The organism is Agromyces sp. 3263 (genome assembly GCF_031456545.1).
GTDB lineage: Bacteria > Actinomycetota > Actinomycetes > Actinomycetales > Microbacteriaceae > Agromyces.
This window is the reverse complement of record NZ_JAVDUV010000001.1, coordinates 1,774,834-1,800,141: the sequence shown is the minus strand read 5'-3', so window position 1 is coordinate 1,800,141 and position 25,308 is coordinate 1,774,834. Positions and strand designations below refer to the sequence as shown.

Here is a 25,308-nt window from a genome sequence, read left to right as displayed (position 1 = left end):
TTACAGTGCAGCAGGATCAGCGCCGATCCACCGGGATGCCGGGCCGCCCGAGGCTCGTCATCTTCCGTTCACTCGACCGAACGAGGCTTCCGTCATGACCCTTCCCCCCGAGCCGCCCGCCGGCACGACTCCGGTCGATCCCGGCACGCCCGTCCCCCCGGCGACCGCCGATTCCGGCGCGATCCGGGTGATGGGCCTGCAACTGCAGGAGGGCCGGGTCATCCCGCGTCGTCAGGTGGTCTCGTGGGCGCTCTGGGACTGGGCGACGCAGCCGTTCAACTCGGTCATCCTCACGTTCGTGTTCACCGCGCTGTACCTGACCAGCGACACGTTCCTCGACCCGGCCGTCGCCGCGCTCGGCGAGGGCGACCCGGCGTACGAACGCGGGCTGGGCGAGCTCGCCAGCGCCCTCGGCTGGGCGATCACCATCTCGGGCGTGCTCATCGCGGTGCTCGCGCCGGTGCTCGGCCAGCGGGCGGATGTCGCGGGCCGTCGGAAGCTCTGGCTCGGCGGCGCCACCGCCGCCCTCGTCGCGTGCATGGTCGGGCTGTTCTTCGTGCAGGGCGCTCCGGCGTACTTCGTGCTCGGCATCTCGCTGATCGCCGCGGGAACGGTGTTCAGCGAGATCGCCGGGGTCAACTACAACGCGATGCTGGTGCAGGTGTCGACGCCGAAGACGGTCGGCAAGGTCTCGGGGCTCGGCTGGGGACTCGGCTACGTCGGCGGCATCGTGGCGCTCGTGCTCGTCGTGGTCGCGACGACGTTCGACTGGTGGGGGATGCCCACCGACAACGGACTCGCCTATCGCGTGATCGCCCTCGGCTGCGCCGTGTGGACGCTGCTCTTCGCCTGGCCGGTGCTCGTGTACGTACCAGAGGCACCACCGGCGCCGCACCGCGAGCGGGTGTCGTTCTTCCGCAGCTACGTGGTGCTGGTGCACGACATCGTGGCGCTCTGGCGCGGGTCGCGCCCCACGTTCTGGTTCCTGCTCGCGAGCGCGGTCTTCCGCGACGGGCTCGCCGGCGTCTTCGCGTTCGGTGCGGTCATCGCGGCGGTCGCGTTCCACTTCTCGTCGAACGAGGTCCTGATCTTCGGCATCGCGGCGAACCTGCTCGCGGGCGTCTCCACGATCGTGGCCGGGCGCTTCGACGACCGCTTCGGACCGCGGGCCGTCATCCTCACGGCGCTCGGCGGCCTGATCGCCGCCGGACTCCTCGTGTTCTTCCTCCACGACTCGGGCAAGCTCGTGTTCTGGGTCTTCGGGCTGGTGCTCACGCTGTTCGTCGGGCCGGCACAGGCGGCGTCGCGGTCGTTCCTCGCGCGCGTCACCCCGGCGGGTCGCGAGAGCGAGATCTTCGGCCTCTACGCGACGACCGGACGTGCCGCGAGCTTCCTGTCGCCGATGCTCTGGGCGACGTTCATCGCGGTGTTCGGCGCGACCTACTGGGGCATCCTCGGCATCGTCATCGTGATCGCGGCCGGGTTCGTGCTCATGCTCTACGTGAAGGTGCCGGCCGAGCGCGCCTGACGACGTCGACGACGAGGGCCGCGAGGAGCTCGGTGCGCGGTGCGATCCACCCGACGAGCGCGTGCTCGTCGCGCGCGTGGGGGCCGCCGCCGACCGCGCCGAGGCCGTCGAGGGTCGGCACGCCGAGCGCGCCGGTGAAGTTGCCGTCGGATGCCCCGCCGGCGTCGATGCCGGCCGGCGCGGTCTGGCCCAGCGCATCGGCGAGCAGGCCCGCCCGCTCGAACAGGCCGTTCGTGGCCGCGCGTTCGAGCGGAGGGCGGTGCGGCCCACCGGTGACCGTGATGCGGGCCCCGCGCACGGGCGTGGTGAGCGCGCGGATCGCACGGTCGACGCGCTGCTGCTCGCCGACGGTTCGCGCACGGACATCGACCTGGACGTGCGCCTGCGCGGGCACGGTGTTCGCCGTGGTCCCGCCCGCCAGGATGGTGGGGGTGACGGTCGTGCCCGCGTCGGCGTCGGCGATGGCGTCGAGGGCGAGCACGATGCCGGCCAGCGCGATGGCCGCGTTGACGCCGCGCTCGGGCTCGAGCCCGGCGTGCGCCGCCCGGCCCTCGACCTCGATCCGGTAGTTGGAGGTGCCCTTGCGCGCGATCTTCAGCTCGCCGCCGCCGCCGCCCGGCTCGAGCACCAGGGCGGCGTGGCACCTGGCGGCCTCCGCCTCGATGAGGGCGCGCGAGGTGGGGGATCCGACCTCCTCGTCGCCGGTGACGAGGAGGGTGACGGCGTCGAGACCGATCTCGGCGCGCACGAGGTCGAGGGCGTGGATCGCCTGCACCAGCCCGACCTTCATGTCGAGCGTGCCCGGCCCGGTGATGACCCCGTCGGCGACGCGGAACGGCAGCTCGGCGAGGGTGCCGATCGGCCACACGGTGTCGTGGTGGCCGAGCACGAGCACCCGGGGATCGCGCCCCCGCAGCATCACGTGGTGCACCCCGTCGACGGAGGCGACCTCGGGCGCCCGGCCCAGTCGTGCGGTCATGATGTCGGCCACGACCCCGGCGCTGTCGGCGACGGCGGCGAGATCGTCGGAGGGTGATTCGGCGCGCACGAGTCGTGCGAGGTCGTCGAGCATGGCCTCGACGCGATCGGGAGTCACGCGCATGGAGTGGACGGCCTACGCCGTGGTCCGCAGCCGGTCGACGAGCTCGTCCATCGTGCGGCTCAGGATGCGCGGCATGTCGATCGCGTCGGGCTCGAGGAGCCACTGCACCTGCAGGCCGTCCATCATGGCGATGAGCGCGGATGCCGCGTCGCTGAGCTCCTGCTCGTCGGTGTTGCCCGACACCTCCCCGAGCACGCCGGCGATCTTCGCGCGCAGGATGTGGAACCGCTCCTGGAAGTAGTCGTGGGCCGGGTGCCCGTCGGTGACCGACTCGCCCGACAGCACGGAGTACGCCTGCACGACGCCGCGGCGATGCGTGTTCTCCTCGACGGTGTCGACGAGGTGCTGCAGGAACGCGGGGCCCTCGGTCTGCGCTCGGGCAGGCACGCCGGCGACCTCCTCGCCGTCGCGGTACTTCAGCATCGCGACGAGCAGGCCCTCCTTGCTGCCGAAGTGGTGGAGCACACCCGCGTGGGTCATGCCGGCCTGCTCGGCCACCTCGACGAGGGCGCCCTTGTTGTAGCCGCGGGCGCCGAACACGTTCATGGCGGCCTTGAGCACGGCCTCGCGACGCTCGGTCGTGCGGGCCTGCGGCCGCTGCACGCGCTCGGCAGCGGGCCTGCCGCGCGGGTCGTCTCGGGCTGTGTCCACCACGGTGGTTCCTTCCTGTGCGGCTCGTCGTCGCGGCATCCGCAACGCTGCCGGATGCCTCGGCGAGCCCGCGAGTCGAGTGCAGCACTCACGGCGCGGGCCGGATACGGGCCCGCTCGCGACGTTACCGAACTGTGACGTTCTCAAACTTACTTACAAGTCAGTAAGTGTGCCAGCATGTCCCTCGTCACTCAACGACGAGACGTGAATGGAGTATAGGCGTGAGCTCAACGACGACCGCCGCCGGCGCCCTCGACTCCAACGAGTCCCTCGACTCCGACGAGTCCACCGCCGGCACCGAGACGATCGCCGACTCCCCGGCTCTCGACGCCATCGCCGTCGCCGCCACGCTCCCCCTCGACGAGAAGGTCGCGCTCCTCACCGGCGCCGCCACGTGGACCCTCCGGGCGATCCCCGAGATCGGGCTCCGCACGATGACCGTCTCCGACGGCCCCATCGGCGTGCGCGGCACCGGCGAAGACGGCCTGCCGTCGGCGCAGCTGCCCGCCCCGTCGGCCACCGCCGCGACCTGGGACGTCGACCTGCAGGCCCGCCTCGGCACGCTGATGGCCGCCGAGGCCCGGCGCAAGGCCGTCGACGTCGTGCTCGCCCCCGTCGTGAACCTGCAGCGCAGCCCCGTCGGCGGGCGCCACTTCGAATGCCTCGCCGAGGACCCGTTCCTCACCGCGCGCCTCGCGGTCGCGTTCGTCGACGCCATCCAGGCGCAGGGCATCGCGGCGTGCGTCAAGCACTTCGTCGGCAACGAGACCGAGACCGACCGCACCGAGTACCTCAGCCGCATCGACGAGCGCACCCTGCGCGAGGCGTACCTGGCACCGTTCGAGGCGGTCGTCGAGGCGGGCGTGTGGACGGTGATGGCCGCGTACAACGGCCTCGTCCTCGACGGGGTCGGCCAGACCTCCACGGCGCACGGGCCCCTGCTGAACGGCATCCTGAAGCAGGAATGGGGCTTCGACGGCGTCGTGGTGAGCGACTGGCTCGCCACGAAGACCACCGTCGAGCCGGCCCTCGGCGGCCTCGATCTCGTGATGCCGGGACCCGGCGGACCGTGGGCCGACGGCCTCCTCGCGGCCGTCCGCGACGGACGCGTCCCCGAGTCGGCGATCGACGACAAGGTCGCCCGCATCGTGCGCCTCGCCGAGCGCGTCGGCGCCCTCAGCGGGCTCGCCGGCGAGACGCTCCCGTTCGACGCCACCGGCGCCACCGGCGATCCGGGCGGCGACGAGGTGACCGCGTTCCTCACCGAGGCGGCCGCGCGCTCGACCGTCGTGCTCCGCAACGAGGGCGGCCTGCTGCCGGTCTCGCCCGGTCCCGACGGCCCCGCGCGCATCGCGCTCATCGGCCACAACGCCATCACGCCCTTCACGCAGGGCGGCGGCAGCGCCTTCGTCACCGCCCCGCACGTGAGCGACCCGCTCGACGCCCTTCGCGCCGCGTTCCCCGCCGCGAAGGTCGAGCTGCACCGCGGCGGCGCCACCACGATGGGCGCACCCCTCACGCCCGCGGAGCTGCTGACCACGCCCGACGGCGGCCGCGGCGTCCGCATCGAGCACCTCGACGCCGACGGCGCGGTCATCGGTTCCCAGCAGGTTCCGGATGCCGCGAGCCTCTGGTTCCCGATCGACGACGACGCCGTGGCATCCGTGCGCCTCATCACCGACGTCATGCTCGACCGCGCCGGACGCCACGTCATCGAGCTCGCGCCGGTCGGCGCGCACCTCATCGAGGTCGACGGCGTGCACCGGGCCGCGTCCGACACGCACGTCGGCGTCGAGGTCGTGCTGAACTCGAGCTACGCGAACCCGCCGGCCGTCGAGACGGTGATCGAGACCGACGCCCCGCGCACCGTGCGCATCGAGGCCGAGCTGCAGGTCATCGACGGCGAGTCCTACGGGCGGTTCGTACGCCTGCACTTCCGCTACCGCGCCCCCGGACAGACGGTGGACGAGGAGCTCGACCAGGCCGTGGCGGCGGCCGCGGCATCCGACCTCGCCGTCGTCGTCGTGGGCACGAACCCCGAGACCGAGTCAGAGGGCTGGGATCGCCCGAACCTCGCGCTGCCCGCCCGGCAGAACGAGCTCGTGCGCCGCGTGGTCGCCGCCAACCCCCGCACCGTCGTGGTCGTGAACGCCGGCGCGCCCGTGCTGCTGCCGTGGCTCGACGAGGTCGCCGCGGTGCTCTGGTGGTGGCTGCCCGGCCAGGAGGCCGGCCGGTCGCTCGCGGCCGTGCTGAGCGGCGCCACCGAGCCGAGCGGGCGACTGCCGTGGACGCTCCCCGCCGACGAGGCGGACGTGCCGGTGCCGAACGGCATCCCGGTCGACGGGTTCATCGACTACGCCGAAGGGGTCGACGTCGGCCACCGCGGCTGGGACCGCCTCGGCCGGACGCCCGCCCGCGAGTTCGGCTACGGACTCGGGTACGCCGAGTGGGAGTACCGCTCGCTCGAGCTCGTCGACGCGGCATCCGGAACCGGCGGAGACGGCAGCGCCGACCACCTCGCGATCGCCCGCGTGACCATCGCGAACGTCGCCGCCCGAGACGGCCGCGAGGTCGTGCAGCTCTACCTCTCGGCCGACGGCGACGAGTCACGCCCCGTGCGCTGGCTCGCCGGCTTCGCGGTCGTCGAGGTTGCCGCGGGCGACACCGCCACCGTCGACATCCCCCTCGCACGCCGGTCGTTCGAGACCTGGTCGACGGATGCCGCCGGCTGGACCCTGCCCGTCGGCGCCTACCGCCTGCGCGCCGGGCGCAGCTCACGAGACCTCCGCCTCGAGACCACGCACACGATCTCGGGCTGAGCACCACAGAACCACGCACCAACCCACACACGAAATGCAAGGAGGCATGGAAATGCGAAAGAGCATCCTCGCCACAGGCGCCCTACTGGTCGCCGCCGGCTTGGCTTTCACCGGGTGCAGCGCAGGCAGCGGCGGGGACGGTGACACCAGTGGCAAGGTGCTCACCGTCGGCATGCCGAACGGCCCGCAGCAGCCCAACCACAACCCGCTCGCCACGGGCTCCGCGTCGCTGTCGCTCGGCTACGCGTACGTCGTCTACGAGTCGCTCATGCAGGTCAACGACATCGACCCGACGCAGGACCCCATCCCGTGGCTCGCCGAGTCGGTGGAGTGGAACGACGACTCGACCCAGGCGGTCATCACCGCTCGCGACGGCGTGAAGTGGTCGGACGGCGAGGACTTCACCGCCGAGGACATCGCCTTCTCGATCCAGCTCCGCAAGGACAACCCCGAGCTGAACATCGACTTCCCCGACCAGTACGGCGACATCAGCGTCGACGGCAACCAGGTCACCGTCGACTTCACGACCGGCCAGTTCGTCAACCGGGCGAAGCTCTACAAGCTCCTCATCGTGCCCGAGCACCTCTGGGCCGACCAGGACGCCGTGAACTGGACCGACGACGAGATGATCGGCACCGGTCCGTACACGCTCAAGACGTTCACCCCGCAGGCCGTGACGCTCGTGCCGAACGAGGCCTACTGGGGCGGCAAGCCCACGGTGGGGCAGCTGCGCTACGACGCGTTCAACGACAACGCCGGGCTCACCACGGCCCTCACGACCGGTGACGCGCAGTGGGGGTGGACGTTCATCCCCGACTACGAGTCCACGTTCATCGCCAAGAACCCCGACCACTACGCGCAGGTCGCGGGCGGCGGCTTCGGCGTCGACGTGCTCTACCTCAACAACGAGACGAAGCCGTTCAACAACGTGGCCTTCCGGCAGGCACTGAACATGGTCGTCGACCGCGGTGACATCTCCGAGACCGCCGGGTACGGCGTGTGGCCCGAGATCACGAGCGTGACCGGACTGCCGCAGCCCTCGGGCGACGCGTTCATCTCCGACGAGTACCAGGGCCAGGAGCTCTCGGTCGACGTCGACGGCGCGAAGAAGGTGCTGACGGATGCCGGCTACACCTACGAGGGCGAGAAGCTCATCGACCCCGACGGCGAGCCCGTGACCTTCACGCTCACGAACCCGAGCGGCTGGACCGACTACCTCGACGCGCTCGGCATCATCGCCGAGGGTGCGGAGTCGATCGGCGCCGAGGCCACCGTCGAGCCGATCGTGCAGGACACGTGGTTCAACGACACCATCCCGTTCGGCAACTTCCAGGCGTCGCTGCACTGGACCGATGGCGGCACCACCCCGTGGAACATGTACTCGAACATCATGGACGGCGCCTCCTACGTGCCGCTCGGCGAGACGGCCAACTGGAACTTCGGCCGCTACCAGAACGACGAGGTCACCCAGGCGCTCGCGACCTACAAGTCGGCAACGAGCGATGAGGACCGCCAGGCGGCCCTCGACGTCATCGAGCAGCGATTCGTCGAGGACGTGCCCGGCATCATCATCTGGTCGCGTCCGGCCGTGGCGCAGTACTCCACGGTGAACTACACGGGCTTCCCGACGAGCGAGGACCCCTACGTGAACCCGCAGCCGACGGGTCCGCAGGCGGCGCTCATCCTGTCGAAGCTGAAGCCGACCGAGTAGTACGCTCCGAGCCGGTGCGGTGCAGGCCTTCGCGTCGCACCGCACCGGCTCCCCCACTCACGAGGATGTGACCATGACGCAACCCGAGCCCCCCGTGCTGCAGGCCGTCGACCTGCAGAAGCACTTCAAGCTCCGCGGGTCGGGGCGGCGCGGCGGCGTGGTGCACGCCGTCGACGACGTGAACCTCGAGCTGCACCGCGGCCGCGTGCTCGCCCTCGTCGGCGAGTCGGGCTCGGGCAAGTCGACCATCGCCCGGCTGCTCGCGCAGCTCATGCCCACCACGGGCGGTCGCATCCTGCTCCACGGCGCGGATGCCACGGCCCGCCGCCGCCCGGCGTTCCGCGCCTACGTCGGTCGCGTGCAGATGATCTTCCAGGACCCGTTCGGGTCGCTGAACCCCGTGCACACCGTGCGCTACACGCTCACGCGAAGCATCCGGATCCACCGTGGCCGACTGCGCGGCGCCGCCCTCGAGGACGCCCTCGAGGAGCTCCTCGACCGGGTGCAGCTCACGCCCTCGGAGCGCTACATCGACAAGTTCCCCCACGAGCTCTCCGGCGGTCAGCGCCAGCGCGTCGCCATAGCCAGAGCGCTCGCGGCCGACCCCGAGGTGCTGCTCGCCGACGAGCCGATCTCGATGCTCGACGTGTCGATCCGCCTCGGCATCCTGAACCTGCTGCAGGACCTGCGCGACCGCCTGCACCTCGCGATCCTGTACATCACCCACGACATCGCGTCGGCGCGCTACTTCGCCGATCGCACGATGGTCATGTACGCCGGGCGCATCGTCGAGAGCGGCGACTCCGAGTCCGTGACGCAGGACCCGAAGCATCCGTACACCCAGCTGCTCGTGCGCTCGGCGCCCGATCCCGACGACCTCGAGGCGCGCGCCCGCGGCGCGCGCGGTGAGGCCCCGAGCCTCGTGAATCCCCCGAGCGGATGCCGCTTCAACCCGCGCTGCCCGTTCGCCACCGACCTGTGCCGCACCGAGGTGCCGCCGCTGATGGCCGTCGGCGAGGGCCGCGAGGCCGCGTGCTGGGGCTATTCCGATCGACCCGATCGCCCCCGCGTCGGATCCGTCGTCGAGGCGCTCGCGAAGGAGGACCGCGCATGAGGTTCTTCCTGCGCCGCTTCATGTTCTACGTGATCACGTTCTGGGCCGCGGTGACGATCAACTTCATCATCCCGAGGCTCCTGCCCGGCGACCCGGTGAGCGCGCTCATCGCGAAGAACCAGGGCCGCATCTCGCCCGACGCGACCGAGGCGCTGCGCGCCCTCTTCGGCCTCGATGAGGATGTGTCGATCTGGCAGCAGTACCTCGACTACTGGAACCTCATCCTGCACGGCGAGCTCGGCATCTCGTTCACCTACTTCCCGACGCCGGTCACCGAGGTCATCCAGCAGGCGCTCCCGTGGACGATCGGGCTCGTGGGCATCGCCACGATCATCAGCTTCACGATCGGCACGCTCATCGGCACCGGCATCGGCTGGCGCCGCGGCACGTGGGCGGACTCGCTCCTGCCGATCTCCACGTTCTTCTCGTCGGTCCCCTACTTCTGGCTGGCCCTCATCGCCATCTCGCTGTTCTCCGTGACGCTGGGCTGGTTCCCCGCGAGCGGCAGCTACGACCGGTCGCTCGTGCCGACCTGGTCGTGGGAGTTCATCGGCTCGGTGATCTACTACGGCTTCCTGCCGGCGATGACGATCGTCATCTCGTCGATCGCCGGGTGGATCCTCGGCATGCGGAACATGATGGTGACCGTCTCCTCCGAGGACTACGTCACCGTCGCCCAGGCCAAGGGCCTGTCGGAGCGCGCCGTGATGTTCGGCTACGCCGCCCGCAACGCGGTGCTGCCGCAGGTGTCGAGCTTCGCGCTCTCGCTCGGGTTCATCGTGGGCGGCACCCTCGTGATGGAGATCGTCTTCTCCTACCAGGGCATCGGCTACTTCCTCTTCACCGCGGTCGCGGCGAAGGACTACCCGCTCATGCAGGGCATCTTCCTCGTCATCACGCTCGCGGTGCTGTTCGCGAACATCGTGGCGGACTTCGTCTACGGGGTGCTCGACCCGCGCACCCGACAGGAGGGCTGAGATGACGATCGACACCAGCATCGTCGAAGAGGGCGAAGAGCTCGCGCGCCCGTCGCAGGCGCCCGCCACGGGCGTGGTCTCGGCGGCGCCGCGACGCTCGTCGCGGGGACCCCGCAAGTTCCTCTTCCTGCGCAACTCGAAGGCGATCGCCGGCATGGTGATCCTCGCGTTCTTCTTCCTCATCGCCATCATCGGCCCGTGGATCGCGCCCTACGACCCGAGCGCCCGCAGCGACGACATTCTGCAGCCGCCGTCGTGGGAGCACTGGTTCGGCACCACCCACCTCGGGCAGGACGTGTTCTCGCAGATCCTCGTCGGCACCCGCGGGGTCATCGTCGTCGGCTTCGTCGCCGGCATCGTCGCCACGACCATCGGCGTGATCGTCGGCGTCACTGCCGGCTACGTGGGCGGGCTCGGCGACGAGACCCTGTCGGTGCTCGCCAACGTGTTCCTCGTCATCCCGCAGCTGCCGCTCATCATCCTCATCGCCGGCCAGCTGCCGACGGTCGGCGGGGTCACCGTCGCGCTCGTGATCGCGATCACCGGCTGGGCGTGGGGAGCCAGGGTCCTGCGCGCCCAGACGCTGTCGTTGCGGCGGCGCGACTTCGTCGAGGCGGCTCGCGCCAACGGCGAGCGCACGTGGCGCATCATCACCGCCGAGATCCTGCCGAACCTCACGGCGATCATCGCGGCGGGCTTCGTCGGCACGGTGGCGTTCGCGGTGCTCTCGCTCATCACGCTCTCGTTCATCGGCATCGGCAACACCGGCGAGTGGAACTGGGGCACGGTGCTCTACCAGGCGCAGTCGCAGCTCGCGCTCCAGCGCGGCGCCTGGTGGTGGTTCGTGCCGGCCGGCCTCTGCATCGCACTGCTCGGGATGTCGCTGACCCTCATCAACTTCGGCATCGACGAGTTCGTCAACCCGCGCCTGCGCTCCACCGGCCTGAACGCGAAGTCGCTGCGCACGCGCGGCATCCGACCCCGCATCGGCTTCACGCCGGTCGTCTACGAGGCGAAGGAGGACCGCGCATGACGCTCACGGATCCGCAGGGCCGGCCGCTCGGCGACCCGCTCGGCCGGCCACTCGGCCACCCGCAGCCCCTCACGCCGGTGAGTGACCCCGTGCTCGAGATCAAGAACCTCTCGGTCGACTACGGCTACGACGGCGACCCCGTGCACGTGCTGCGCCAGGTGTCGCTCACACTCGGTCGCGGCGAGGTGCTCGGCCTCGCCGGCGAGTCGGGCTGCGGCAAGTCCACGCTCGCCTACGCGGCGACGCGGCTGCTCCCGCCGCCGGGGCTCATCACCGGCGGCGAGGTGCTCTTCACCGACCGCGACGGCCGGCAGACCGACATCCTGCGACTGAACGACACGCAGCTCCGCGCGTCGCGGTGGCAGGACCTCGCGATCGTCTTCCAGGGCGCGATGAACTCGCTCAACCCGGTGTTCCGCATCGGGCGGCAGATCGCCGATGGCATCCGCGCCCACCGCCCCGAGGTCTCGCAGAAGGAGGCGCTCGAGCGATCGGCCGAGCTCCTCGAGCTCGTGGGCATCTCGCCCGACCGCCTGCGGTCGTACCCGCACCAGCTGTCGGGCGGCATGCGCCAGCGCGTGATGATCGCGATGGCGCTGGCCCTCGATCCGCAGGTGCTCATCATGGACGAGCCCACGACCGCGCTCGACGTCGTGATGCAGCGGCAGATCGTGGAGCAGATCTCCGACCTGCGCGAGCGACTCGGCTTCTCGGTGATCTTCATCACCCACGACGTGTCGCTGCTCATCGAGATCGCCGACCGCATCGCCATCATGTACGCGGGCGAGATCGTCGAGGACGCGGCCGCGCTCGACGTGTACCAGCGGCCGCGGCATCCGTACTCGTCGGCCCTGCTGCACTCGTTCCCGCCGCTGCGCGGGCCTCGGCGCGAGCTCACCGGCATCCCCGGCTCGCCGCCCGACCTTTCGAAGCTCGGCGGCGGATGCCCCTTCCGCGACCGTTGCGCGTTCGCGTTCGACGCCTGCTCCGAGGTGAACCCCGAGCTCGTGCACCCGAACGTGGAAGGCGACGACCCGCGGCGCTCGGTCGCGTGCCTGCGCCACGATCCGGCCGCGGTGCGCGCGGTCGGCGAGGAGCCGCTGCCGGTGCCCGCGGAGCTGTCACTGCGCTGAGCCCGTCGGCGTTCGGCGCGGTCGCCGCCGTGCCCGGCGCTTCTTCGCGGTGGCGCGCTACGTCACCTCCGCGGGCGGAGGAGCCTCGCACGAGCGCGGGCCGGATTCCCCGCATCGGTCCTCCGCTCGCGCGGAACTCCTCCCGCGGGGCAGCGGACGACCCATGAAGCCCGTTCCGCGCGGGGGAACTCCTCCCGCGGGCAGCGGACGGACACCCCGATACGGCCCTGGGGGTCAGCCGCGGCGCCAGGCCTCCGCGAAGCGGGTGAGCAGGCGGGCGAACTCCTCGCGCTCGGCCGGCGAGAAGTCGGCGAGCGCCTGCTCGACCGCGGTGCGCCGATGATCGAGCACGGTCGAGAGCGCCGTGCGTCCGGCGTCGGTGATGACCAGGATGCTGCGCCGTGCGTCGCTCGGGTCCACCTCGCGTCGCACGTGGCCCGCGTCGACGGCGGCCTGCACGAGTCGGCTGGCGCGGGGCTGGTCCACGCCGACCGCCGCGGCGAGATCGCTCACGGAGCTCGGCCCGTGATCGGCCAGCACCATCAGCACCCGGATCGCCGCATGACCGCCCCGGCCACCTGGGCCGCCCCATCCGCCCCGTCCCCCCCAGCCGCCGGGACCGCCCGGGCCGCCCCATCCGCCGTGCCCGCCCGGGCCCGCCGGACCACCCCAGCCGCCGCGGCGTCCAGCGCCGTCAGACGGGTCGTCGTGGTCGCGGGGGCCGTCGTGGTCGGCGGGCTCGCCGTGTTCGGCCACTGCGTGATCGTGCGCGCCGTCGGGTGCGCCGTGCCCGCCGCGAGGACCGCCCCACCCCCGGGGGCCCATGCCGCCGGCGCCGGGGCCGCCGCCGAACGGGCCCGGACCGAACGGCCCACCCGGGCCGCGCCCGCGGAACACCCCCATCGCGGCCTCGACCGCCGCGACGGGATCGGTCGGCTGCGGGACGGAGTCTGCCGAACCTGAGGATTCACCGTGTCCGTCTTGACGAGGCGGGGCCATACATGTCATTATACATATACATGTCCATTGACATGCAACACGAATCGCGCATCGCGCGCCGGGCGTCCGAACGGACGCACCGAGGAAAGGAACACCATGACCACCGATCACCTCAACCCCGATCAGCCCGACGGCCCCGCGGAGGACCAGCCGCGTGAGGCATCCGCCGACGAGGCAGTCGACCGCGAGGCATCCGCGCCCACCGGCCGGCCCTTCGGCTTCTGGCTGAAGGTCGTCGACCGCCGCATCTCCGAGGAGATGGAGGAACTGTTCGCCGCCGACGGCATCACCCGCCGTGACTGGCGCGTGCTCAACCTGCTCGCCGGCGAGGTCCGCGACGAGCGGCTCGCCGAGCGGCTCCGCGCCAAGCCGCATGCGCTCCACCGCCTGGCCGAACGCGGCTGGATCGACGGCGCCCCGCCCGAGGTCACCGACGCCGGCCGCGAGGCCCGCGACCGCCTCGAGGAGCAGGTGCGCACGCTTCGCGAGCGCATCGCCGGAGCGGTTCCCGCGGATGACTTCGCGGCGACGCTTCGCACGCTCGAGGCCGTCGCCCGAGAACTCGGCTGGGACGACTCGCAGCAGCTCCCCCGCGGAGGTCGCGGCGGGCGAGGCTGGCGGCGCCACGGCTTCGGCGGATGGCACGGACGCAGCCACGGCGGCCACGGCTACGGCCACCACGAGGGCCACGGCCACGACGGCGGATTCGGCCACGAAGGACACCGCCACGGTGCCGACGTCGGCCCGCGACCGGGCTTCGGCCCCGGCCCCGGATTCGGCCCGCGTCCGGGATTCGGCCCGCAGCCGAGTGTGCAGGACGTCCACGTCCACGTGCACGTGCACGAGGACCGTCGTCACAAGGGACACGGCCGACGTCATCACGACCGGCCGAACCCCGAGGCCTGAACCTCGTCGGCCTGCACACCGCCGCCCGGCTGATGAGCCGGACCAAGGCATGGGAGCCGGGAGCACGCACCAGTGCTCCCGGCTTCGTCGTGTCCAAGGCGGACGAACGCTACGAGCCGGTCGCCCCGCGCGCGTTGTAGACGACCGCGTCCGACGCGCCGAAGGCACGGAACACCTCGAGCGCGTCGTCGTGACCCACTCCGACGGACACGCGGATGCCCCGTCGCTCGAACTCCCCCGACCAGTCCCCGGGCATCGGCCCCTCATCGAACCCGGTGAGCTGTTCGACCTCGGCCCCCTCGCCCGCGACGACGAGCGACCGCACGCCGGCCCACATGGTGGCGCCGTAGCACATCACGCACGGTCGCCAGTTGACGACGAGCTCGAGTTCCTCGCCGTCGGCGCCGAGATCCCACCGGCCCAGTCGACGCTGCGCAAGGCTCAGCGCCATCATCTCGGCGTGCACCCCGCTCAGGTTCTCCTGGAGCACCACGTTCACGCCGACCGAGATGAGGGCACCGGATGCCGCGTCGACGACGAGCGCGGCGAACGGACCGCCGTTGCCGGCCCGCCAGTTGCGATCTGCGAGCCGATTGGCGAGCTGCACCCGCTGCTCGGGCGTGCTCATGGGCGGCGCCGCGGCGAGCCCGGGCAGCTCCTCGACGAGCCACGGGGGCAGCGATGCGGTGAAGGTGGAGGCGTGCGGTGCGTCCATGCGCCCCATTCTGCCGTGCCTGGGTCCCCGGCGCGTTCGGTAATCTGACGTCGGACGCACTACGCGAGCGCGTACGCAGGACGAGCGAGAGGCCGGCGCTGGATCCGTGACGACGACCCTCAAGGCCAAGCAGCGCCACCGGCGACGCCGGCGAGCGGTGGCCTACGTCGCGATCGCAGCGGGATGGGCGGCGTCGATCTGGGTCAGCCAGCTCATCGTGGCCCCGCCGTGGTTGCACGCGGTCGCGCTCTTCGTGCACCTCGCCTCCCTCATCGTCGGGTTCGGCGCAGTGCTGATGGTGGAGTGGTACGGCGTGCTGTGGATCACGGAGTGGCGATCGGTACGCGACCTGCGCCAAGTCGACCTCACATTGAAGCTGCCGATCTGGGCAGGACTGATCGGCCTCCTCGCGAGCGGTGCACTCCTCCATCCCGACCTCTCGTCGCCGGCGACGCTCGTCAAGCTGGCCGCCGTGCTCGTGCTCTCGCTGAACGGCGTCGCCCTGACCCGGTGGACGATGTACTTCGCCCGCTTCCCGCGGAAGATGCGCTTCGCGGCGCTTCCCAAGCGGGCTCGCGTGCGATTCATCGGGAGCGCGGTCGTCTCGCAGGTCGCCTGGTGGACCGCCGTGATCATCGGCATGGTCAACTCCACGTCCTGAGGGCTCGCTCAGGTGCCCGATATATGCTCAGTTTCGTCCCTTCCCCCCACCCGAGGACAAACCTTGCCCACCGCTGCCGTTCGTCGCGCAACCGGATCGCCGCTTGCAGTCGGATCCCCTCGTACGGTGATCGGTGATCCCGCGCACGATCGCCATCCCGAGATCGGATGGACCGCGTGAGTGCCGGGGCCCCCGAGCCGCGCCGCGCGCAGCGCCGAGAGCGCGAGCAACGCCGCCGCCGTTCACGCAGGCGGTGGATCGTCGTCGCAGGCGCGCTCGTCCTGGTGCTCGCCGCAGGCGGCACCGCAACGGCAGTGCTGCTCAACGGCCAAGGCCAGCCCGATGAGGCGGGCGCAGCCACCGAAACGCCCATCGGAGCCGAGCCGGTGGTGTTCGCAGATGACGAGCCGGCTGCGGCGCCCGGCGCCGCGCCGTGCACGACCGTGACGGTGCTCTCCTCGCTCGAGAACTCCGAGATGGTCGCGCGTCTCGTCGACGGTTACAACGGGCAGCCTCGCGACGTCGATGGCACGTGCGTGACCGTCGTCGCGACGAAGGACAAGTCCGGACTGGCCGCCGAGGACGCTGCAGCCAACTTCCAGAGCATTCCCGAGGACCAGCGTCCGACGGTGTGGATCCCCGACGCCAGCTCGTGGATCGGGCTCGCCCGCAACACCGGCGGAGGAGCCAGCGTCCCCGCCGAGAGCGCGAGCGTCGGGTCATCCGACATCGTCCTCGCGATGCCGCAGGGGCTCGCGACGGCGATCGGCTGGGATGCGGAGGCCCCCACCTGGGACGACGTCTTCGCGGCGTCCGAGGATGAGAACGCCTGGAGCGATCTCGGCCACCCCGAGTGGGGCACGTTCAAGCTCGGCAAGACCAGCCCGCTCATCGCCAGCTCCGGCGAGGCGGCGCTCCTCGCCTCCTACGGCTCGGCCGCGGGCTCGCTCGCGGACCTGACCGCCGACCAGATCGAGGACCCCGACATCACCGACGAGGTGCGCCGGCATGAGCTCTCGACGAGCCACTACATGGCGACCCCCGAGCACTTCCTCTGGCACGCCCGCCAGTCCGAGGATGCCGGATCGGTCGCCGACTTCCTCTCGGCGGTGATCGTCGACGAGAAGTCGGTCTGGGACTACAACCGCGGCATCACGAGCCGCGACGGCGTCACGCGCGTGCAGAGCGATCCGCCCGAGGAGCAACTCGTGCCGATCTACCCGAGCGACGGCTTCTACGAGGCCGACAATCCGGCCGTGGTGATGACCGGCACCTGGGTCGACGATGCCGAGACCGCGGCCGGCCGGGACTTCCTGCGGTACACCGCGACCAAGCAGGGCCAGCAGATCGTGCGCGAGTCGGGATACCGCGACCTCAACGGCGAGCTCGACCCCCTCGTCGCCGAGGTCGGCACGCTCGCGACCGACCAGACCGGGGCGCTGCCCTTCCCGAGCACGCGGATCATCCGCGCGTCCCACGAGGCCTTCCCCGACGTGCGCAAGCGCGCCGAGGTGCTGTTCCTCGTCGACGTCTCGGGATCCATGGAAGAGCCGATCACCGGCGGGAAGACGAAGCTGGCCGCCGCCAAGGACGCGATCACGCAGGCGCTCGGTCACTTCACGCCCGGCGACAACGTCGGCCTCGCCGCGTTCTCGGCCGGGGACGACGGCGCCATCACTCCCGGACTCGTCAGTCCCGTGGCCGACATCGGCACCGGGCGAGCAGGATTCCTGAAGGGCCTTGGAGCCCTGAAGCCCATCGAGTTCACGCCGCTCTACTCGGCCGTCGACACCTTCGTGCATGAGCGTTCGGAAGACTGGCACGCCGATCGCATCAACGCCATCGTGCTGCTGAGCGACGGGAAGAACGAGACCCTGTATCCGACGATCTCCGCCGACCAGATGCTCGGAGGCCTCAAGGGCCACCACGACCACAACCCGGTGCTCGTCTTCACGCTCGCCTATGGCGCCGACGCCGACGTCGCGACGCTGCAGTCGATCTCCAGCGCGACCGGCGCCCACTACTACGACGCCACCGACCCGACCAAGGTCGGGGACGTCCTGGGCGACCTCGTCACGAGCTTCTGAGAGCCGACCGCTTCAGCCGGCGCCGCCCATGGAGCGCCACGTGGTGCGGCGAAGTCCGTGAGAACGGCGAATGCCGCGCAGCCCGGGGCTGCGCGGCATCCGTCATCGTGGGCGAGTCGTCGGGGGACCTCAGGGACCGACTCGCACCGTGACCGACTGGGCGGCGGTGTTGCCGCTCGCGTCGGTGGCCTCATAGGTGAAGGTGTACTCCGCGCCGATGCGAGCGACGACCTGGAACTCGGTGTCGGAGACGACACGGACCTCGGCCTTGTGGCCGGCGGCCTGCGCGTCCACCAGCTCGACCGTGACCGGTCCGCCCGAGTCATCCGTCGCTTCGACATCGACCGTGACGGTGCGCCACTTGTTGTTGGGCGGGAAGATCCGGTCGGGCGTCGCCGTGAGCACGAGCTCGGGAGCGGTCGTGTCGGGCGGCGTCAGGTCGAGGCCGATGAGCACGGGGTCGTGGTCGCTGGACCGGAAGGGGTCGGGCGCGAACAGCGCGTCCTGGGCCGGCTTCTTGAACGTCATGTCGTAGTCGATGAGGCTCGGCTCGTCGGAGTTGATGTTCCAGTGCTCGGCCTTCGTGACCTCATCGGCGATGCCGCTGCCGGCGAGCGCGTAGTCGAGGTAGCCCAGCTGGCCGTCGAAGACGTATGAGTAGGCGAACTCGCCCTGGTCCCGCAGGGTGAGGTCGGTGTAGCCCGCACCGGTGATGACCTGGATCGGGTCCTCCTTGTCGTACGAGTTCAGGTCGCCGATGATCAGGTCGCGGCCCGGCTCGGCGCCGGTCGGTCCCGTGGCCAGCCAGTCGACGAGGGCTTCAGCCGCCGCCGTGCGGACGCCGTTGCAGTTGCCCTGCCCGATGGGGTCGGTGGGGTCGCCGACCGCATTGCAGTCGGAGCCCTTCGACTTCAGGTGATTGACGACGACGGTCACATCGCCGCCGGTCTCGAGGTCGCGGTACGTCTGCGCGAGCGCCGGGCGGTTGAAGTCGTCGAGGAAGCGGGGGTCCACGCTCGTGTCCAGGATCGCGAAGCGACCCACGGGCTCGACCTCGGCGGGCTTGTAGATGAAGGCCGTCGTGATCGCGTCGGTGCCCACCACGCCGGTGTCGATGGCGTCGTAGGTGCCGGCGCCCATCACCTCGTTGAGGGCGTCGACGAGCGTGTTCACGGCGGTGCCGCCGTTGTTCTCGATCTCGATGAGCCCCACGACATCGGCGTCGAGCTGCGAGATCGCGCTGACGATCTTCGCCTCCTGCCGCTCGAACTCCTCGGCGGTGTTGGCGCCGCGATCGTTGAGCGTCGTGAAGTAGTTGAGCACGTTGAAGCTGGCCACCGTGGTGGTGCCACCGACCTCGGGCACCGCGGGGCGCGGGTTCACCGACGTGAAGTCGGCGCCTTCGGTGGGCTGCACGCCCCACGTGTCGAAGCGGTAGTCGAGCACGCCGGTGGCATTGGCGACGAGGTCGCCACCGCGGAACGTGTTCGCGAGCGTGAAGACCTCACCGTTCGGGTGGATCGCGGGGTCGGGGTTCTCCTGGCTGCGGCCGTCGTCGAGCGTGATCGTGTCGCGGGCGTTGGCCTCGGCGAGCGCGATCGCCTCGGGCGAACCGGCGTCGTAGACGGCGGTCGGCTGCATGTGGCGCTCGGTGCCCAGCGTGACCGTGCCGAAGCGCCCGAACTCGAAGTACTCCTCGATCTTCAGCGACTGCGGGAGTGTGACCCGCATGCCCTCGAGGGCCTCGTAGCCGGCGGGGTCGGCGGGGAGCGTGATCTGCGCGGCCGGGGGCAGCTCGCCGCCGGTGGCGCAGATCGCGGCGCCGGTGGCCGTGACCTCGGTCATGCCGAAGAACTCGCTGACCTTGCCCACGACGTGCACCTGGTCGCCGAGGGCGACGTCGAGGCCCCCGGAGGCGAAGACGAAGATGCCGTCGGAGGTCGCGGCGTTGCCGTCTCCGGCGTCCTGCAGGTAGTACCCGTCGAATCCGCCGGTCTGGAAGTCGCCGACGACGGTGCCCTCGAGCTCGACAGTCGAGCCGACCACGGGAGAGACATCCGTGGCGCCCTGCACCGATCCGATCGCCACGGTCGGCGCCTCGCAGTTGGCACCGCCGGGGGGCTCGGGGTCGTTGCCGGTCGAGTTCGCCGCACCCGGCGTGTTGAGCGCCTCGCCCTCGATGAGGGTGCCGGTGTTGCCCGGGATGCCCGCCTTGTCGAAGTCGTTGCGCACCCAGTCGGCCGACGTGTCGGTGTCGGCGCCGTCGGGGATGCGGGAGGCGCCGCCGGGCGCGAAGGCGAGCCCGTCGTAGGCGACCCCGAGGGTGACGCCACCGTAGGTCCGGTCGCCGGCGCCGCCGTCGTTGACCGCGACGGCGTCGACGAGGGTGACCCCGTCGGGCAGTTCGAGCGTGCCGTCGTCGTTCGCGTCGAGGTCGTTGCCGAGCGCTCCGGCGAAGCCCTGCACGAGCAGGAGCGAGACGGTGCCGTTCTCGAGTGCGTTGGCCGGGAGCGTGGCCAGCGCCCGCCCGTCGGCGTCGGGTGCGCCGAACGAGATGACCTCGTCGACCGTGCCGGGTGCGGTGGGCGCGCCGGCCGCAAAGTCGCCCTCGATCTCGAGGACCCGAAGACCACTGAGGTCGGTGCCGGGCTCGGCGAGGAGCTCGACGTACTCGACGTCGTCGCCGGCGGTGCTCGCCGAGAACTCGTTGATGACCGGGGCCGCGGGCTCCACGTCGCCGCAGTCGGTCGTGTGCGATCCGAGTCCGTCGAAGGTGTCGACGGGGAATCCGGCCCACTGCGTGGCGGGGTCGAACGCGTCGGTCGTGTTCGTGTCGCCGACGCACACGGAGGCGAGGCGGCGCAACGTGTTGTCCTGGGTGGAGGCCTGGCCGGAGCCCCACTCGCTGCCCGGGTCGGACCCGACCTGGCCGAACGAGTCGACGACCGCGTCGCCGTGGCGGAGCACGAGGGCGTCGTCGCCGTTGAACCAGTTGCCGGAGACGGTCTGGTCGGAGAACGCGAGCAGCGGCGCGCCCGCCAGCGCATTGACGACGACGTGCACGTCGCCTGCTGCCACGGTGCCCGTGAGCGGCACCGAGAGCGTCGACGTGGCGCTGCCGTTGAAGTACATGGCCACCGAGTAGGTCGAGAGGTCGATCGCGGCATCCGTCGGGTTCGCGATCTCGAACGCCTTGTTGTTGGAGCTGCCCTCGACGACCTCGCTGATGAGCAGGTCGGTCGCGGGTTCCGCCGCGAGCGCTGGAGTCGCGGACACCCCGACCGCCAGCAACGATGCTGCGGCGACGGTGACGGCGACGCGTCGGACGGAGTGGATCATGGGAACTCCCTGCCTCACGGAAACGGAGCCCTCCCGGCCCCCGAACGGGGTCAGACTACGGGAGCGTTCCGACGCCGGGGAAGGCCCGAGCGCGTGAAGAGTCGGTGAACCGCCCACATGTGCAGGATGCCGCGACATCCGCGCTCACATGAGCAGCAGCGCGCGTGGCCCGCCGACGCCCGACACTGCCTCGCGGCATCCGCTCGGCTCGATCTACCGTCGCTGCTGCTCCGACCCCGACAGCCGCTGCGCGATGTAGATCGGGATGATCGACACGACCACGAGCACGACGGCGATCACCGACACGACCGGCGCCTGGTTCGGCCGGAACATGTTGTTCAGGATGAAGATGGGCAACGTCGTGACGCCCGATCCCGCGGTGAACGTCGTGACGATGATCTCGTCGAAGGAGAGCGCGAACGCGAGCAGGCCGCCCGCGAGCAGCGCCGACCGCAGCTGCGGGAACGTCACCAGCCGGAACGTGGTCCACACCCCGGCGCCGAGGTCGGCCGAGGCCTCCTCGAGGTTCGTGCCCTGTCGGCGCAGGCGCGCGATCACGTTGTTGAAGACGGTGACGATGCAGAACGTGGCGTGGGCGATCACGACCGTCCAGATCGAGAGCGGCACTCCCATGATCGTGCGGAAGAAGTTGTTCAGCGCGATACCGGTGATGATGCCGGGCAGCGCGATCGGCAGGATGATCAGCAGGCTGATCGCGTCGCGGCCGAAGAACGAGAACCGCTGCAGCGCGATCGAGATGAGCGTGCCGAGCACGAGCGAGATGATCGTCGCGACCACGGCGATCTGCACGCTGGTGGCCACCGCCTCCATGGCCCCGGCGCTCTGGAACGCGCGGCCCCACCACGCGAGCGTGAACCCGGGCGGCGGCCAGGTCAGCGAGGTCGACGTCGAGAACGAATTCACGAGCACCACGAGCAGCGGCACGTAGACGAGGAGCAGGATCAGCCCCGTCACGACGCCGAGCGTCGTGCGGGAGAGTCGGGAGAGTCGCATCCGTCGCCCCTAGAGGTTGTCGAGGGCGCCGGTGCGCCGCACGAGGAAGAGGTAGCCGAAGATGATCACGATCGGGATGAGCGCGATCGCCGACGCGAGCGGCAGGTTGTTCGCCGCGCCCACGTTCGTGTAGACGAGGTTGCCGAGCATCTGGTTCGCGCCGCCCACGATGTTCACGGTGATGTAGTCGCCGAGCGACAGCGAGAAGCTGAAGATGGTGCCCGCGATGATGGCGGGCAGCACCAGCGGGAAGACCACCAGGCGAATGGTCGGCCACGTGCGGCCTCCGAGATCCGCGGATGCCTCGAGCAGCGAGTCGGGCACGCGCTCCAGTCCCGCATAGATGGGGAGGATCACGTACGGCAGCCAGAGGTACGACAGCGTGATGATCGTCGCCGGCAGGCCGTAGCCCGGCGTGTGCCCGCCGAACGGCGCCACCAGCCACTCGAGGATGCCGTCCTGCGAGAGCACCGAGCGCCAGGCGTACGCCTTGACGAGGTACGACGCCCACAGCGGCGTGAGCACCGCGATGACGAGGATGCGCTGCATCCGGGGCGACGCGACCTTCGCCATGAAGAACGCGATGGGCAGCGCGAGGAGCACGTCGATCAGGGTCACCGCGAGGGCCACGCCGAGGGTGCGCAGGGTCACGGTCTGGTACAGCGACCCGGTGACCACGGTGATGATGTTGTCGAGCGTCCACGTCTGGCTGATCTCGCCGGTGAAGCTGTCGACCGACCAGAACGCGGTGACGAGCAGCAGCACGAGCGCCACGATGTAGACGATGCCGAGCCAGAACAGCGGTGCACCGAGCAGCAGGGCCAGCCGGGTGCGCGGGTGGGTGCTCAGGAACACGGATGCCGCGCGCGCCGGCGTGCGGCGGGGCTGCGGCACCGCGTCACGCGCGTGGCCGGGCGCGTTCGCCTGGGCGCCGGGCGGAGCGGGAGCGTGCGTCGTCATGCGTGGTCCTTCGTCTCGAACGGGGTCCTGCGGGCCGAGGCGCCGGAGGGAGTGGCGTCCTCGACCCGCAGGGGGTGGAGCGGCTCGTCGGGCCGAGCGCTCCGTCGTCAGGGCCGGGTCAGCCCTTGATCTCCTGCCACGCCTGCGTCCACGCGGCGTAGTCGGTGCACTTCACGTCGGTGCGTCCGTCGAGGCACTTCTCGATCGGGGTCGACCAGTACCAGATCTGCGATGCGTAGTCGGCGTCACCCGCGTGGTACGCCTCGCAGTCCTCGCGGTACTCGCAGGCCTCGTCGCTCGAGGGCGCCTCGCCGAAGTACGACGTGGCCGCCGCGTTCGCCTCGGGGCTCGCGATGTAGTCGAGCCACGCGTAGGCGCAGTTCGGGTTCTTCGCCTTCGACGAGATCATCCACGTGTCGGACCAACCGGTGGTGCCCTCGTCGGGGAGCACGACCTCGGTGGGAGCACCCGACGCGGCCAAGCCGTTCTGGGTGACCTGCCAGGTCGTGCCGACGACGGAATCGCCGGTCTCGAAGGCCTGGGTCTGCTTGAGGTAGTCCGACCAGTACTCGCCGATGCTGGCGCGCTGCTCCTTCAGGAGGTCGACGGCCGCGGCGAGCTGCTCCTCGTCGAGGGAGTAGGGGTTCTCGATGCCGAGCTCGGGGTTGTGGGCCATCAGGTACACCGCGGCATCCGCGATGTAGATCGGGGAGTCGTAGGCCGTGACCTTGCCCGCGTTCTCGCTCGCCTTGTCGAACACGACGTCCCACGAGGTGGGGGCGGTCGGGAAGACCTCCGTGTTGTACATGAGGAGGTTCGCGCCGTAGCCGTGCGGCACGCCGTAGGGCACGCCGTCGACCGAGTTCCACGACTGGTCCTTGAGGAAGTCGTAGACGTTCGCGTAGTTGGGGATGAGGTCGGTGTTCACCGGCGCGACGTCGCCCGCCGCGACGAGGCGGAGCGACGCGTCGCCCGACGCCGACACCACGTCGTAGTCACCCGTCTTCATGAGGCTCAGCGCCTCGTCGGAGGTGCCGAAGGTCTTCGCCGTGACCTTGCAGCCGGTGTCCTCCTCGAAGGGGGTGACCCAGTCGACGGCCGGGTCGTTCGAGCCGTCCTCGACGTAGCCGGGCCATGCGAGCAGCGAGACCTGGCCCTCCATGTCGCCGAGCTCGGTGGCGGCCTCGCCGCCTCCGGAGCCGCCGGCCTGGGTGGTGCCGCATGCCGAGAGCAACGCGATCGATGCGATCGCGAGCCCGACGGTGGCGCCGCGGCGTGCCGTGCGCGGAATGCGCTTCATGGTTCTCTCCTCTTCTTCGGGTGATGCCGTGTGGTGGTGGTCTTGTCCGTGGTGGTCTCGTCCGTGGTGGTCTTGTCGGTGGTGGTCGGGCGGATGCCGCGGCCGGGCGGATGCCTCAGCCGGAGATGCCCGGCAGCACCTCGGTGCCGAGGTGCACGACGTCGTCGGCATGCCACGACACCACGACGCGGTCGCCGCGCTCGTCGTCGTGGATGCGATCGCGGTCGTTCTGCTCGAGCACGGTCACGCGCGTGCCGTCGTCGAGGTCGACGACGAGGCGCACTCCGCTGCCGAGGTAGATGGCCTCGACGACGGTGCCCGGAACGTTGACGACGCCCTCGCCGACGAGGCCCTCGCGGGTGACGCTCATCTTCTCGGGGCGCACGGAGTGGTGGCCCTCACGTCCGAGCAGGTCGCGCGAGCGTTCGGCGTCGAACAGGTTCGAGGTGCCGACGAAGTCGGCGACGAACCGCGAGGTGGGCCGCTCGTAGAGCTCGGCGGGAGTGCCGAGCTGCTCGATGCGACCGTCGTTGAAGACCGCGATACGGTCGGAGAGGGTGAGCGCCTCCTCCTGGTCGTGCGTCACGAAGATGAACGTGATGCCGAGGTCGCGCTGGATCTCCTTGAGCTCGACCTGCATCTGCTCGCGGAGCTTCAGGTCGAGGGCGCCGAGCGGCTCGTCGAGCAGGAGCACCTTCGGCTGCACGACCGTGGCCCGGGCGAGGGCGATGCGCTGCCGCTGGCCGCCCGACAGCTGCGAGGGCTTGCGAGCCGCCATCTGCTCGAGCCGCACCGAGGCCAGTGCCCGCATGGCGCGGTCGTTGCGCTCCCTGCGGCCGAGTCCGCGCACGCGCAGTCCGTAGGCCACGTTGTCGAGCACGCTCATATGCGGGAACAGCGCGTAGTCCTGGAACACCGTGTTGACGTCGCGGTCGAACGGGGCGCGCTTGGTGACGTCCTGGCCGAAGAGCTCGATGATGCCGGCGGTGGGCTGCTCGAAGCCGGCGATGAGACGCAGCACCGTGGTCTTGCCCGACCCCGACGGGCCCAGCATGGAGAAGAACTCGCCGGCGCCGATCTCGAGGTCGACGTGGTCGACGGCGGTGACGGCGCCGAACTCCTTCGTGAGCCCGGTCAGCCGAATGGCCGGCTGCTGGTCGGTCATGACGTCTCCTTCGATGTGCGTGATTCAAATCATATGGATCCAGATGCTTTCCGCCAGACCCGCGTGTTACGGTCGTGTCACAGTTCCGACGACG

The 25,308-nt window shown here is 70.6% G+C and carries 19 protein-coding genes; 10 read left to right on the top strand and 9 right to left on the bottom strand.

From position 1 onward, the window contains the following. The first annotated feature begins 94 nt into the window (after positions 1 to 94). Positions 95 to 1,528, top strand: coding sequence for an MFS transporter (locus J2X63_RS08215; protein ID WP_396133121.1), 1,434 nt, complete (start codon positions 95 to 97; stop codon positions 1,526 to 1,528). On the opposite strand, the gene J2X63_RS08210 is transcribed toward J2X63_RS08215, so the two are convergent. Then, positions 1,491 to 2,630, bottom strand: coding sequence for a M20/M25/M40 family metallo-hydrolase (locus J2X63_RS08210; RefSeq protein ID WP_309975978.1), 1,140 nt, complete (start codon positions 2,628 to 2,630; stop codon positions 1,491 to 1,493). The genes J2X63_RS08215 and J2X63_RS08210 overlap by 38 nt on opposite strands. 12 nt (positions 2,631 to 2,642) lie before the next feature. After that, on the bottom strand, positions 2,643 to 3,281 hold the full coding sequence (locus J2X63_RS08205; protein ID WP_309975976.1) for a TetR/AcrR family transcriptional regulator: 639 nt from the start codon (positions 3,279 to 3,281) through the stop codon (positions 2,643 to 2,645). 221 nt (positions 3,282 to 3,502) lie between these two features. On the opposite strand from J2X63_RS08205, the gene J2X63_RS08200 reads away from it, so the two are divergent. The 6 genes from J2X63_RS08200 to J2X63_RS08175 all read left to right on the top strand — a co-directional run bounded on the left by J2X63_RS08200 (position 3,503) and on the right by J2X63_RS08175 (position 12,068). After that, positions 3,503 to 6,100 carry a glycoside hydrolase family 3 C-terminal domain-containing protein gene (locus tag J2X63_RS08200; protein ID WP_309975973.1) on the top strand — a complete coding sequence of 866 codons (2,598 nt, stop codon included), beginning with the start codon at positions 3,503 to 3,505 and terminating at the stop codon, positions 6,098 to 6,100. Positions 6,101 to 6,152: 52 nt separating this feature from the next. Next, positions 6,153 to 7,811, top strand: a complete 1,659-nt coding sequence (locus J2X63_RS08195; protein ID WP_309975971.1) for an ABC transporter substrate-binding protein — start codon at positions 6,153 to 6,155, stop codon at positions 7,809 to 7,811. Positions 7,812 to 7,884: 73 nt separating this feature from the next. Further along, positions 7,885 to 8,925: an ABC transporter ATP-binding protein gene (locus J2X63_RS08190; RefSeq protein WP_309975969.1), complete on the top strand. Its 1,041-nt coding sequence runs from the start codon at positions 7,885 to 7,887 to the stop codon at positions 8,923 to 8,925. Continuing rightward, on the top strand, positions 8,922 to 9,902 hold the full coding sequence (locus J2X63_RS08185) for an ABC transporter permease (RefSeq protein ID WP_309975967.1): 981 nt from the start codon (positions 8,922 to 8,924) through the stop codon (positions 9,900 to 9,902). Before J2X63_RS08190 ends, J2X63_RS08185 begins: the two co-directional genes overlap by 4 nt. Before the next feature lies 1 nt (position 9,903). Continuing rightward, positions 9,904 to 10,935, top strand: a complete 1,032-nt coding sequence (locus tag J2X63_RS08180; protein ID WP_309975964.1) for an ABC transporter permease — start codon at positions 9,904 to 9,906, stop codon at positions 10,933 to 10,935. Next, positions 10,932 to 12,068, top strand: a complete 1,137-nt coding sequence (locus J2X63_RS08175) for an ABC transporter ATP-binding protein (RefSeq protein ID WP_309975962.1) — start codon at positions 10,932 to 10,934, stop codon at positions 12,066 to 12,068. The genes J2X63_RS08180 and J2X63_RS08175 overlap by 4 nt, the downstream gene beginning before the upstream one ends. Positions 12,069 to 12,302: 234 nt before the next feature. Here J2X63_RS08175 and J2X63_RS08170 read toward each other — a convergent pair whose 3' ends face one another. Further along, complete coding sequence (locus tag J2X63_RS08170) at positions 12,303 to 12,824, bottom strand: MarR family winged helix-turn-helix transcriptional regulator (RefSeq protein ID WP_309975961.1); 522 nt, start codon at positions 12,822 to 12,824, stop codon at positions 12,303 to 12,305. 339 nt (positions 12,825 to 13,163) lie between these two features. Between J2X63_RS08170 and J2X63_RS08165 the strand changes: the two genes are divergently transcribed. Then, complete coding sequence (locus tag J2X63_RS08165) at positions 13,164 to 13,973, top strand: hypothetical protein (protein WP_309975959.1); 810 nt, start codon at positions 13,164 to 13,166, stop codon at positions 13,971 to 13,973. A gap of 109 nt (positions 13,974 to 14,082) precedes the next feature. Here J2X63_RS08165 and J2X63_RS08160 read toward each other — a convergent pair whose 3' ends face one another. Next, entirely contained in the window at positions 14,083 to 14,688 is a 606-nt protein-coding gene (locus J2X63_RS08160; RefSeq protein WP_309975957.1) for a nucleoside deaminase, read from the bottom strand. Positions 14,689 to 14,794: 106 nt separating this feature from the next. Between J2X63_RS08160 and J2X63_RS08155 the strand changes: the two genes are divergently transcribed. Together J2X63_RS08155 and J2X63_RS08150 are read left to right on the top strand one after the other, a co-directional pair. Further along, a complete protein-coding gene (locus J2X63_RS08155) occupies positions 14,795 to 15,349 on the top strand; it encodes a hypothetical protein (protein ID WP_309975956.1) in 555 nt (184 codons plus the stop codon). A 176-nt stretch (positions 15,350 to 15,525) separates the two neighbouring features. Next, positions 15,526 to 17,436: a substrate-binding domain-containing protein gene (locus J2X63_RS08150; RefSeq protein ID WP_309975954.1), complete on the top strand. Its 1,911-nt coding sequence runs from the start codon at positions 15,526 to 15,528 to the stop codon at positions 17,434 to 17,436. 129 nt (positions 17,437 to 17,565) lie between these two features. Here J2X63_RS08150 and J2X63_RS08145 read toward each other — a convergent pair whose 3' ends face one another. From J2X63_RS08145 to J2X63_RS08125, 5 genes are all read right to left on the bottom strand, one after another. After that, positions 17,566 to 20,775: an ExeM/NucH family extracellular endonuclease gene (locus J2X63_RS08145; protein WP_309975952.1), complete on the bottom strand. Its 3,210-nt coding sequence runs from the start codon at positions 20,773 to 20,775 to the stop codon at positions 17,566 to 17,568. A gap of 213 nt (positions 20,776 to 20,988) precedes the next feature. Further along, positions 20,989 to 21,789: an ABC transporter permease gene (locus J2X63_RS08140; protein ID WP_309975950.1), complete on the bottom strand. Its 801-nt coding sequence runs from the start codon at positions 21,787 to 21,789 to the stop codon at positions 20,989 to 20,991. Positions 21,790 to 21,798: 9 nt separating this feature from the next. Further along, positions 21,799 to 22,749: an ABC transporter permease gene (locus tag J2X63_RS08135; RefSeq protein ID WP_309975948.1), complete on the bottom strand. Its 951-nt coding sequence runs from the start codon at positions 22,747 to 22,749 to the stop codon at positions 21,799 to 21,801. Positions 22,750 to 22,867: 118 nt separating this feature from the next. Further along, complete coding sequence (locus tag J2X63_RS08130; protein WP_309975945.1) at positions 22,868 to 24,049, bottom strand: ABC transporter substrate-binding protein; 1,182 nt, start codon at positions 24,047 to 24,049, stop codon at positions 22,868 to 22,870. Positions 24,050 to 24,164: 115 nt separating this feature from the next. Next, a complete protein-coding gene (locus J2X63_RS08125) occupies positions 24,165 to 25,214 on the bottom strand; it encodes an ABC transporter ATP-binding protein (protein WP_309975943.1) in 1,050 nt (349 codons plus the stop codon). Between the last annotated feature and the right edge of the window lie 94 nt (positions 25,215 to 25,308).